Below are 12,191 nucleotides of genomic sequence, written 5' to 3'. Positions count from 1 at the left end.
TGTCAACGAAGCAACAGTTGGCGAATGCTGCGCTCAGGCCCGCGTCAGCAGATTGTCTCGCATTTCCTTGCCATCTACTGCCGTTATCGGCAGCCATGCATCAAGCCGCAGACCGCCCGCCGAAGGGTTCGTCAGGTGCATCTCCCCGCCCGACGCCCATACGCGCTCGCTCATCCCTGCGATGCCATAGCTCGGCCTCGCATCGCTTGACAGCCCTCGCCCGTCGTCGACGACGGCGATATGGACGACAGGACCGCCGCGGCCTCGCACCGCGATGGGTGCCTCGCTGGATTGCGCCAGACGGATCGCGACATCGATGCGAGCAGCGTCTGCGTGGCGAAGCGCGTTCGTCAGACCCTCCTGTGCCAAGCGATAGATGGTCAGCGTGCTGGTCTCGTCGCCCACGGGCAGGTCTTCGTCAACGCTCAGCCGGATGGCAACATGCGGGTGGCTCTCGCGCAGCAGCGCCAGAAGCGACGTCAGCTTTGCCTTGAGCCCGTACTCCTCCAGGCCCATGGGCCGCAGCTTATGAAGCACATTGCGGTTCATGCGCTGGATCGTCTCGATATGCGTGACGAGCGTGTCGCAAGTCGCAAGCAGCTTTTGCTTGTCAGATAGGCCGCGCTTGATGTCTGCGCTTAGCGTGCTCACTGCTGCGCGGGCTGCGAATAAGTAGGGGCCAAACTCATCGTGCAACTCGTGCGCGAGGTCTTTGCGCTCTTCGTCCTGCACACGCACCAGCCGCTGTGCAAGGCGCTTGTTATCCGACACCGTTTCATCGAGGGTCGCTGCCAGGCGATTGAGCTTGCGGCAGATGCCTGCGATCTCGGGGGGGCCGCCTTCCGGGATCTTCACAGCGTAGCGCCCTTGCTCGAGCACCTGAAGAGCATTGCCGACGTCACCGATGGGCTTCAGCAGACGCGCGATGGTCAGGCTGATCAGCAGCGCCGCGGCTATCGCCAGCGCAGCCCCGCCCAAGGTGAAATTGATGATCGAGTCCCATATCTCGGCGGCCTCGTCGGCGAGCCGCGGAGCGATGACGAGGGTGCCGAAGTCCTTGCCATTCACGATGACCGGCACCTCCATGGCGGCGATGGGGCGGCCCATGTGGGCGAGCCAACGGGGCACGGCGGAGGCGCCCTGCCAGTCCAACTGCTCCGCCAGCAGTGCCTCGGGCACTGGCTCGTCACTACGGTAAATGTGGACGTGGCGAAGCTCTTTCAGGCCTCCCAGGAGCACTTTTAGCCGCGCGCCCGGGTCCTCGGTGCCCTGCAAGCTGGCGATCGTCGTCTCGACGAACTCCTTGGCCAGCCGCATCGTGCTTTCGCTTTCGGCCCTGATCCGCGGGCCGGCGCTGAGCACGAGCCCGGCCACGAGAAGCCCTAGTCCGAGCGCGGAGACGGCGACGATCAACGCGTTGAGACGGAAGCGAATGGACATACGTTGATCCTCGTCAGTCCCGTCAGGGCGTCAAGCAACTAGACTTCGAGTTCACGACTTCAAGCAAAAGTCATACCGGGCAGTTTGACGGTCCACTGTCCGGCCGCTATTCGTACGTTATACAATCACTTGGCATAAGCCGAGACGGACAACGTGAAAGTACTAATCGTCGACGATCACCCGATCGTGCTCTCCGGCTGCAGGGCCCTGCTGGCCGAGACCGATGACATGAGCATGCTGGAGGCGCGCAACGCAGCCACCGCGCATGAGCTGTTCGTCTCCCACAAGCCGGACGTATCCGTCATCGATATCAATCTGCCGGATGTGTCAGGGTTCGAGCTTGCCCGGCGCCTTCTGGTGCGGGAGCCGCGCGCGCGCATCATCATGTTCTCCATGAACGATGACCCGATGTTCGCTGCACAGGCGATCGAGGGCGGTGCGCATGGGTACATCAGCAAGAGCGATGACCCCAGCGCCTTTTTGACAGCGGTTCGCCAAGTCTATGCCGGCGGGCACTGGCTGCCGCAGGACATGGCACAGAAGATCGCCTTCTTGCGCAACGCGGGCGAACAGGTCGCGCTCAACTCGCGCGAACGCGAAGTGCTGCGGCTGCTGGCCAGGGGCAGGAGCATGTCGGAGATCGCGGCCCTCATCAACGTCTCCTACAAGACGGTGGCCACGACTTGCTCCGCGCTGCGCTCCAAGTTCAACGCTCGCACGCCGATGCAGTTGATCCGTATCGCGGTGGAGCAGAAGATCGTTGCCTCACCGCTGGGCTACCTTCTGTTCGCAGAGCTGCCTCTTTTTCTCTGATCGCTTGTCGCCGACGCCGCAGCATCCGACGATTGTGCGGTGATGCATTCGCGCGCTATCCTTTTCGAAGGGATATCGATGGCGGAGGGCCGTCATGTATCGGACAGCGTGGCGGCACACCGAATACCGGTTCGCGGACCTCAAGGAGGTCATGGCGAAGGCGACACCGCCGCGTTCGGGCGACGTGCTGGCCGGCGTCGCGGCGCGTAGTGCGGAAGAGAATGTCGCCGCCAAGATGGTGCTCGCGGATCTGCCGCTGAAGCGGTTTTTAGAAGAACTGCTGATCCCCTATGAAAACGATGATGTTACGCGGTTGATCGTCGATACGCACGATGAGCGTGCGTTCAGCCCGATCTCGCACATGACGGTCGGGGAATTCCGTGACTGGCTATTGTCGGAAGCAGCGACGACCGAGGCGCTGGCCGCGCTGGCGCCCGGGATCATGCCGGAGATGGTGGCCGCCACTGCCAAGATCATGCGCAACCAGGATCTTATCTTAGCGGCGCGCAAGGCCGAGGTCGTCACGCGGTTTCGCGATACCATTGGTCTCAAAGGGCGCATGTCGGTGCGCTTGCAACCGAACCACCCAACGGATGACAAACGCGGCATTGCCGCCTCCATCGTGGACGGGCTGATGCTCGGTTGCGGCGATGCCGTGATCGGCATCAATCCGGCCAGCGACAACGTGGCGGTGATCCTCGATCTGATCGCCATGCTCGACGACATCATTCAGCGGTTCGACATTCCGACGCAGAGCTGCGTGCTGACGCACGTGACGACGTCCATCGAGGCGATCTCGCGCGGAGCCCCGGTCGACCTAGTGTTCCAATCGATCGGAGGGACGCAGGCCGTCAACGCTTCGTTCGGCGTCACCCTGGCCATGCTGAAGGAAGGGCGTGAGGCGGCGCTGTCGCTCAATCGTGGCACCGTCGGCGACAACGTCATGTATTTCGAGACAGGGCAAGGCTCGGCGCTGTCGGCAGATGCGCATCACGGCGTCGACCAGCAGACGCTGGAAGCGCGCGCTTACGCGGTGGCCCGGACGTTCAAGCCACTGCTGGTCAATTCGGTCGTCGGCTTCATCGGGCCGGAATATCTCTACAACGGCAAGGAGATCATCCGCGCGGGGCTCGAAGACCATTTCTGCGGCAAGCTGATGGGGCTGCCGATGGGATGCGACGTCTGCTACACAAATCACGCCGAGGCCGACCAGGACGACATGGACGTGTTGCTGATGCTGCTGGGCGCGGCAGGCGTCACCTTCGTGATGGGTGTACCGGGTGCCGACGACATCATGCTGAACTACCAGTCGACCTCGTTCCATGACGCGCTCTATGTACGCGAGGCGTTGGGGCTGCGGCGCGCGCCCGAGTTCGAAGCTTGGCTCGAGCGCATCGGGCTGGCGGACGCTGACGGGCGGCTGCTGGCCGATCCCGCTCCGGAACTGCTCGAGCACATCAAGGGGATCGCCGCATGAGCAACGATGCGCCATGGCCCGAGTTGCGCCGCTTTACAGATGCGCGCATTGGCCTTGGGCGGGCTGGCTCGGCGCTACCGATCCGTGAGGTGCTGAGCTTTGCGATGGCACACGCACAAGCGCGCGATGCCGTCACGACGCCGATGGACTGGGCGCCGATTGCCGCCGAGGTTTCCGCGATGAAACTGGAGACGCTGCCGGTTGCGAGCGCCGCTACCGACCGCGACGTCTACCTGCGCCGGCCGGACCTCGGCCGCCGTCTCAGTCCGGCATCGCTGGAGTTGCTCGCGGGTAAGGCGACGGGCTCACATCCCGATCTTGTCATCGTCGTTGCGGATGGACTTTCGTCGACGGGCGTTGCTGCAAACGCGGGAGCACTGCTTGGCGCGCTGCTGCCGATGGCGAGGAAGAGCGGCTGGAGCGTCGGACCGGTGGTGCTGGCCAGTCAGGCGCGGGTGGCGCTCGGCGATGAGGCTGGCGAAATCCTCAACGCGCGCGCGGTTCTGGTGTTGATCGGTGAGCGTCCGGGCCTTTCATCGCCGGACAGCCTCGGGGCCTACCTCACCTTTTCACCGCGCGTCGGACGCAAGGACGGCGAGCGCAACTGCGTATCGAACATTCGTGCTGGCGGGCTCAGCGCAGCGGAAGGTGCTTTCAAGATTCATTGGCTGCTGCGCGAGGCGTTCCGGCGCGGGCTGACTGGGGTGACGCTCAAGGATGAGAGCGCGTTCCAGCTAGAAGGCATCCAGCAACCGGCGATCGAGCGCTAGCGGTCATTCCGCAACTGCCACCTCAACGGTAAAGCTGCCAATGCCCCGTGTATCGCTGATGCAATCATTTCCATACGAGTGAGGTCAGAAGGCGCGGCGCATGTCTCTCCCAAGCCTATACATGCGCGCGCTCGGCATGCTGAGGGCCGAGCGCGGCATTGCTCTCCTGCTGGCGACGGCATCGGTCGCCATCGGCCTAGTGCAACTGGCCGAGCCGGTGCTGTTCGGGCGTGTCGTAGACAGCCTTTCGAACGGGCAGGCGGCATTTACCTATATCGCACTGTGGGCGTTTCTCGGCCTGTTCGGCATCATCGCGGGCGCCGCCGTCGCCGTTTATGCCGACCGGCTGGCGCATCGCCGGCATCTGGCCGCGATGGCGGAAGCGTTCGAGCGGGCGATGACGTTGCCCGCCGGGTACCATGCCGAGCGCGGCTCGGGCGCCGTGGTCCGATCCATCCTGCAGGGAACAGACGCGCTGTTCTGGCTGTGGCTCGGCGCCATGCGCGAGCAGCTCACAGCCATTGCCGGCATCGTGCTGCTGGTTCCCACCGCGATCAGCATGGACGTGCGCATGGCGGCCATCCTCGCCTTGCTGGCGGTCGCCTACGTGGTGATGAACACGGTGGTGATCACCAAGACGCGTGCAGGGCAAGCCATTGTCGAGCGCTACAATTCCGCGGTGTTCGGACGCGTCGGCGACGTCATCTCCAACGTCACGGTCGTGCAGAGCTTCACGCGCCTGCAGGCCGAAGCGGATGCCATGCGCGGCGTGATGAGCGACCTTCTCGCCGCCCAGTATCCGGTGCTGACGTGGTGGGGCTTGCTGACGGTGCTGCAACGCTCGGCGGCAACGATCACCATGGTGGCCGTGCTGGCGACCGGTGCGGTGCTGGCCGGACGCGGTGAGTTGACAGTCGGTGAAATCGTGGCGTTCGTCGCGTTTGCCGGCCTTCTCATCGGTAAGCTCGATCAAGTGACGAACTTCGTCGTCGCGATTCATCGCCGCGCACCGGCGCTGCGCGGTTATTTCGAGTTGATCGATGCCGCGCAGGGTGTCGAAGAAAAGCCCGATGCGCAGCCCCTCCCCTCGGTCGGCGGCGACGTTCGCTATGAAGATGTCACTTTCCGCTTTGCGGGAACCGAGCAGGGCGTCTTCGATCTCAACTTTGGCGCGGCGCGAGGAGAAACAGTGGCTCTGGTCGGCGCGACAGGATCGGGCAAGACGACGACGCTGTCATTGCTGCAACGACTGCGTGCAGTGGACCGCGGACGCATTCTCATCGATGGTCACGACATCGCCGATGTGACGCTCGCTTCGCTGCGGGCGTCGATTGCGGTGGTGTTCCAGGAGGCGGGGCTGTTCAACCGTTCCATTGCCGAGAACATCGCCGTGGGCCGGCCGGGAGCCACGCTGCCGGAAATCGAGGAGGCCGCGCGGCTTGCAGAGGCGTACGACTTCGTCATGCGCAAGCCGGGCGGGTTCGACTTCGTCATCGGCGAGCGGGGGAATGCCCTCTCGGGGGGTGAGCGGCAACGCATCGCCATCGCTCGCGCCATTTTAAAGGATGCGCCGATCCTCATCCTCGACGAGGCAACGAGCGCGCTGGATGCCTCGACCGAAGCGCGTATCAAGCGGGCGCTCGACCGACTGCGCGAGGGGCGCACCACCTTCATCATCGCGCACCGGCTTTCAACGGTGGCCGATGCCGATGAAATCCTCGTCTTCGAGCAGGGCCGGATCGTGGAGCGCGGAAACTTCCATACGCTCGCCGCTGGCTCCGGGCCGTTCGCCCGCATGGTGGAGGAAGGCGGCTTCACGGTACCGCAGCGGGGCGACGACTGACCCCTTGTCAGCGGCCCGTCAGGAAGGCCCGCCTAGGCTCGCTGGCGGACGTAGACCCTTGCTATTTTTCGGTCCTCCGTCCTTAGATACGGGGCTTTACTAGAAAACGAGGCTGCCCTCGACGGCAGCCCGCAGTGAGCGTGGCATGAAGTTAATGCGTATGGGCCGCAGCCTGCTGCTGGCCCTGATCGGTGTCGCTTTGCTTGCCGGGCTCGCGGCGGTGGTCGTCGTCGGCTACGTCGAGGGTCGCGAGGAAGCTGCGCTCGAGGCCAAACGCGAGCAGCCGATCAAGCCGCCATTGCGGGTGACGATGCCCGAGCGCGGGCAACCGATCATCACTCTCGACGACGAAGCGCAACAGGCCATCGGACTGGAGCTCAAGAAACTCGAGCCGGCCAAGTACCAGGACCAGGTGCGCGCCTACGGCACCGTCCTCGATCTCACAGCGCTGACGACCCTCAACACCAACTACATTTCGGCCGTGTCGCAGCTCAACACGGCGCGGGCGCGGCTGGCGGCCTCCCTCCCCGCATTCGAGCGGGCGAAGGCGCTGTACGCCAAGAGTATCGGCAATCTCGTCCAGGTGCAGAGCAGCGAGGCAACACTGATCGCGGATCGCGCTGCGGTGGAGGCGGCTGAATCGCAGGTGCGGACTTTGCGGGCCACGGCCATGCAGGAGTGGGGCCCGGTCATTGGTAACGCCATGGTGGTCGATGGCGGCCTCATCACGCGGCTGATCGAGCGCGTGGAGTTCCTGTTGCAGATCACGCTACCGCCGGGGGTGCAGCTGGAGGACGTGCCGCCGAAGGCCGCGATCGAGGTCGTGGGCAAAACCCATCGCGCCGAGGCGCGCTACATCTCGCCGGGAACGCGCACCGACACGCGCATCCAGGGGGCAACGTACTTCTACGCCGCGCCGGCCAACAGTGGCGTGCTGCCGGGGATGAACGTGCGAGCATTTCTGGTCGACGGCAAGCCAGTGGATGGGATCATCGTCCCACCCTCGGCGATGGTGTGGTGGGCAGGGCGCGGGTGGGTCTATCGGCGCACCGGAGACGAGACGTTCTCGCGCCTCGAAATCCCGACCGACATGCCCGCTGAGAACAACGGCGGCTTCGTCGTTCCGACTGCCCTGCTCGCCGACACCGGCGACGTGGTGACGACGGGCGCGCAGATGCTCCTGTCGGAGGAGTTCCGTTCGCAGATCCAGATCGAGGGCGATGACGACTGATGACGCCCGGCCCCACATCCGCTGAGCAGCAGCGCGGGGTGCAAGCCGCGATCATACGCTTTGCGGTGCGTTTCCGCGGCATCGTCGTAGCGCTGGCCATCGTGCTGCTGGGCTATGGGATCGTGTCGCTGACACAGGCGAAATACGACGTCTTCCCCGAGTTCGCGCCGCCGCAAGTGGGCATCCAGGCCGAGGCACCCGGACTTACCGCCGAGCAGGTGGAGGTGCTCGTCACCCAACCGATCGAGAATGCGGTCAATGGTGTGCCGGGCATCCAATCGATGCGCTCGGTGTCGATTCAGGGTCTTTCCGTCATCACGGTTATCTTCGAGGCCAAGAGCGACATTTATCGCGACCGCCAGGTTGTATCGGAACGTCTGGCGGAGGCCGTCCGCGAGCTGCCGCAGAACATTCCGCAGCCGACGATCACGCCCCTCACCTCTTCGTCGAGCACGGTGCTGGTGCTGGGCCTCACCTCGAAGACGCGCTCGCTCATGGAGCTGCGGACGCTTGCCGACTGGACGCTGCGGCAGCGGCTGCTGGCGGTTCCGGGCGTGTCCAAGGTGGCCGTGTTCGGACGCGATGTGCGCTCGCTGCAGGTGCAGATCCGGCCGGATGACCTGCTGCGTTACAATCTATCGATCGACGACGTGCTGGATGCGGCACGTCGGGCCACGGCCATCACGGGCGCCGGCTTCATCGAGACGTCTAACCAGCGCGTTGTGTTCCAGTCGGAGGGTCAGTCGATCGATCCGAGCGAGCTGGCGCGCACGGTTGTGACAAGCGTCAATGGCGCCAGCGTGCTGTTGAAGGACGTTGCCGAAGTCACGGAAGCGCCGGAGCCGGCAATCGGCGGCGCAACGATCATGGGCGAGCCGGGCGTGGTGCTGCTGGTGTCCGGCCAGCTCGGCGCCAACACTGTCGACGTCACCGAGGGGGTGGAAAAGGCGCTTACGGCTTTGCGGCCGTCGATCGAGAAGGAAGGCGTGGAGCTGCGGACAGATCTGTTCCGCCCCGCGGCCTTCATCGCCATATCGACGCGCAACGTGATGCAATCGCTGGTACTGGGCGGCATCCTCGTCATCGTCGTGCTCTACCTGTTTCTCTACGACCTGCGCACGGCGACCATCTCGTCGGTCGCCATTCCGCTGTCGCTGCTTGCGGCCGTTGTCGTCCTCAACGCACTGGGCGCGACCCTCAACGCCATGACGTTGGGTGGCCTCGCCATTGCCATCGGTGAAGTGGTCGACGACGCGGTGATCGATGTGGAAAATATCGCGCGGCGGTTACGCGAGAACCGGCGCGGTGCCAACCCGCTGCCGATCGGCGACATCATCGTCAATGCCTCGCTGGAGGTGCGCGGATCGGTGGTCTACGCCACTTTCGCGGTCATCCTCGTGTTCCTGCCAGTGATCATGCTGCCGGGGCTCGCCGGGCGCTTCTTCGCGCCGCTGGGCCTTTCCTACGTGCTGGCGATCCTGGCCTCGCTCGCCGTGGCGATGATCGTCACGCCGGCGCTGTGCATGCTGTTTTTCCGCGACCGCGCCATGGCGAGCGATGAGCGCGCCTCGCACGATCCGCCGGTGACGCGCTGGCTGCGCCGGCATTACGACCGCATGCTGCGGGTTGTCATCGCGCGGCCGCGGACGACGCTCGCGGCGGCGTTCATTTTCACTCTGGCGGGCTGTGCGGCCATACCCCTGTTCGGCATCGGCTTCCTGCCGGAGTTGAAGGAAGGGCATTTCACACTGCACATGGCAGCGGTTCCCGGCACCTCGATTGCGGAATCGGAGCGCATGGGCAAGCGCGTCACCGAAGCGCTGCTGAAGCTGCCGTTCGTGCGCGTGGTTTCGCAACGCATCGGGCGCGCGGAGCAGGCGGACGATACCTGGGGCACGCATTACAGCGAGTTCGAGGTCGATCTGCAGCCGGGCTTGTCAGGCGAAGATTCGGAAGAAGCACAAACCGAGATGCGGCGCGTTCTCGCCGAGTTTCCCGGCGTGAACTTCGCGCTGAAGCCGTTTCTCACCGAGCGGGTGGAGGAATCGCTCTCGGGCTATACGGCGTCGGTGATCGTCAACATCTACGGCAACGACCTCAACGCGCTGGATGAGACTGCACAGCAGGTGGCGCAGGAACTGAACGGGATCGAAGGCGCGGCAGAGGTGCAATTGCAGTCGCCTCCAGGGTTGCCGCAGCTGACAATCCGCCCGCGCAAGGCCGATCTGGAACGCTGGGGCCTCGACACCGTCGATGTTCTCAACGCTGTGCGCACCGCATACCAGGGCGACGTCGTCGGCCAGACGTATGAAGGAAGCCGCGTGTTCAATGTGATCGCCATTCTCGACAAGAGAACGCGCGAGAACATCTCTCATGTCGCCGACCTGCCGCTGCGCACGCGTAACGGCAACTTCGTGCTGCTGAAGCAGATCGCGGACGTGTTCCAGCTCGCTGGCCGATATCAGGTCGATCACTTCGGCGGGCAGCGGCTGCAGGCGGTGACGTCGAACGTCATCGGGCGTGACGTTGGATCATTCGTCGACGAGGCCGAAGAGATCCTGGCGCGCAAGCTGAAGCTTCCGCCGGGCGTGCACATCGAATTTGCCGGATCGGCGCAGGCGCAGGCGCAGGCCCAGCGCGATCTGATCATGAATGCGCTGGTTGCTGGCATCGGTATTCTGGTGCTGCTGTCGGTGGTAACGGGCAGCACGCGCAACGTCATCCTGGTGCTCGCCAACATGCCGTTCGCGATGGTGGGGGGCGTGCTGGCGGTGCTGGCGACGGGTGGCGTGCTGACGATCGGCTCGATGGTCGGCTTCGTGACGCTGTTCGGCATCACGCTGCGCAACTCGATCATGATGATCTCGCACTACGAGCAGATGGTCTCGGTGGAGGGCGTCACCTGGGGGCGGGACGCGGCTATTGCCGGCGCGGCCGACCGTCTTGCCCCGATCCTGATGACGTCGATCGTGACGGCGCTCGGGCTGCTGCCTCTGGCCATCGGCATGAACGAGCCGGGGCGCGAGATCGAAGGACCGATGGCACTGGTGATCGTCGGCGGGCTCGCCAGCTCGATGGCGCTGAACTTGATGGTGCTGCCGACACTGGCGTTGCAGTTCGGGCGCTTCGGCGCGCGCGACAAGGCGTTCGCGCCGAAGCCGGAACATGCCAGCGCCGGCTGAACGGCGGCCGTTTACTCGGCCGCCATGCGCACGACGTGCGGCTTCTGGAACAATCGCTGCCGCACGAGATTGATGTGCAAGCGCAGGTGATAGAACTGGTCGGAGAACGCCAGCGGATAGCGGATTTTGCGCACGCCTGAATCGATGCGCTCGATCTCCGCCTGATGGGCCGCAAGGTCACCCTCGACCGGCTCGTCGAGCTGCTTCTCGAGCGCCTTGAGCTGGCGATACCAGTAAAGAAGCCGGCGGCGGACCGTCCAGTTGTAGACGCTCGGCAGCACGCGCAGGATCGGCAACAGGATCACCAGCGAGGGGATCAGCAGCAGCACCGTCTGGGCGCCGTGGTTGGAGATGAAGGCCGATACAGAGAACGGGAAGCCCGCCTCCTTCACGGCCGGCGCGATGGAGCGCAGCGCGACGGGCAACTCGCCCGACTTATAGACCTGACGCGTTTCTTCGGGGACGCGATACTCGGGATCGGAGATATGCGGGAAGGTTCCCGGTCGGTGGAACAGCACAGGGTCGCCGGCCTTATCGAAGCCCGAGCGCGGATTTTGCAGCACGGCGTAAGACAGCAGGCTGATCAGAGAAGGATCGAGATCGGCGCGCACGACAAGCGCGGTGCTGGTGGCCAGCAGCGTCACGTCTTCGGGCGGCGACAGCGGCTCGAATTCGACGGCGCCGCGGTTGAGCGTCACCTTGGTGAGCGCCGGGAAGCGATTGGCGTAGGCGTCGGCTTCTAGCGCAAAATTGAGCAGACGTATGCCTTGAACGTGCAGAAGGCTCTGGATGAGCGGCGTATCGGCCGGCTGCACGAGGAATGCCGCTTCGGCCTTGCCGGACAGAAGCTGGTTGCCGTCGGGCGCAATGTCCTCGGCGATCATCAGCGGGTTGTCTTTGCTGAACTCGATGGCGTTGGCGCGCAGAAGCTGGGCGGCGATGCGCCGGCCTCCGCTTTCCCGCGTGCCGGTGAGTACGGCCTTGCCCTTCAGATCGCGCAGGCTCTGGCCGGAGAAGTCGGAGCGAACGAAGACCCAGATCGGCTCATAGAAGAGGCGGCCCAGGGAGCGCAGCTTGCCAAGCTCCTTCTGCTGCCACTCCTGCGCCTTGGAGCGCGCCAGCCTGCCCTGCATGCTGCCGACGAGACCACCCTTGATGAAGGCGGCATCGAACTGCGGCGGGTCGGCGACAAGACCTTTGAGTGTCTGGAAGCCTTCGACGGCCGGACGGAGCTGCACATCGACGCCGTACGGCTCGAGCGCTTTCTCGTAGGCGGCAGCGAGCTCGCGGTAGTTTGCGACATCGCCGGTGGCGAGAACGATCTTGCCCTCGGCCCCGCGCTGACCGGTCGCCCAGTAGTAGCCAGCCGACAGCAGTGCAATTGCAGCAACGGCAATGAACGTGATTGCTTTGGGCAGGTTCATTGCGTCCTCCC

The 12,191-nt window shown here is 64.5% G+C and carries 8 protein-coding genes; 6 read left to right on the top strand and 2 right to left on the bottom strand.

The genetic code is table 11. The features are described from left to right. Positions 1-33: 33 nt before the first annotated feature. Entirely contained in the window at positions 34-1,440 is a 1,407-nt protein-coding gene (locus ACP15D_RS00985) for a histidine kinase (RefSeq protein WP_424955717.1), read from the bottom strand. A gap of 153 nt (positions 1,441-1,593) precedes the next feature. On the opposite strand from ACP15D_RS00985, the gene ACP15D_RS00980 reads away from it, so the two are divergent. The 6 genes from ACP15D_RS00980 to ACP15D_RS00955 all read left to right on the top strand — a co-directional run bounded on the left by ACP15D_RS00980 (position 1,594) and on the right by ACP15D_RS00955 (position 10,756). After that, positions 1,594-2,253 carry a response regulator transcription factor gene (locus ACP15D_RS00980; RefSeq protein ID WP_424955716.1) on the top strand — a complete coding sequence of 220 codons (660 nt, stop codon included), beginning with the start codon at positions 1,594-1,596 and terminating at the stop codon, positions 2,251-2,253. A gap of 94 nt (positions 2,254-2,347) precedes the next feature. Beyond that, a complete protein-coding gene (locus tag ACP15D_RS00975) occupies positions 2,348-3,730 on the top strand; it encodes an ethanolamine ammonia-lyase subunit EutB (RefSeq protein WP_424955715.1) in 1,383 nt (460 codons plus the stop codon). Beyond that, complete coding sequence (eutC, locus tag ACP15D_RS00970) at positions 3,727-4,500, top strand: ethanolamine ammonia-lyase subunit EutC (protein WP_424955714.1); 774 nt, start codon at positions 3,727-3,729, stop codon at positions 4,498-4,500. The genes ACP15D_RS00975 and eutC overlap by 4 nt, the downstream gene beginning before the upstream one ends. A 100-nt stretch (positions 4,501-4,600) precedes the next feature. Then, positions 4,601-6,343, top strand: a complete 1,743-nt coding sequence (locus ACP15D_RS00965; RefSeq protein WP_424955713.1) for a glucan ABC transporter ATP-binding protein/ permease — start codon at positions 4,601-4,603, stop codon at positions 6,341-6,343. A 145-nt stretch (positions 6,344-6,488) separates the two neighbouring features. Then, a complete protein-coding gene (locus tag ACP15D_RS00960; protein ID WP_424955712.1) occupies positions 6,489-7,574 on the top strand; it encodes a hypothetical protein in 1,086 nt (361 codons plus the stop codon). After that, a complete protein-coding gene (locus ACP15D_RS00955; protein ID WP_424955711.1) occupies positions 7,574-10,756 on the top strand; it encodes an efflux RND transporter permease subunit in 3,183 nt (1,060 codons plus the stop codon). The genes ACP15D_RS00960 and ACP15D_RS00955 overlap by 1 nt, the downstream gene beginning before the upstream one ends. An 11-nt stretch (positions 10,757-10,767) precedes the next feature. On the opposite strand, the gene ACP15D_RS00950 is transcribed toward ACP15D_RS00955, so the two are convergent. Beyond that, positions 10,768-12,180 (bottom strand): TAXI family TRAP transporter solute-binding subunit, encoded by a 1,413-nt coding sequence (locus ACP15D_RS00950; RefSeq protein WP_424955710.1) that lies wholly within the window; start codon positions 12,178-12,180, stop codon positions 10,768-10,770. Between the last annotated feature and the right edge of the window lie 11 nt (positions 12,181-12,191).

Origin of the sequence: Hyphomicrobium sp. 1Nfss2.1, assembly GCF_965243865.1 — a bacterium.
In the GTDB taxonomy this organism is placed as follows: domain Bacteria; phylum Pseudomonadota; class Alphaproteobacteria; order Rhizobiales; family Hyphomicrobiaceae; genus Hyphomicrobium_A.
The sequence above is the reverse complement of the archived record's forward strand: the minus strand, read 5'-3'. Positions and strand labels throughout refer to the sequence as shown.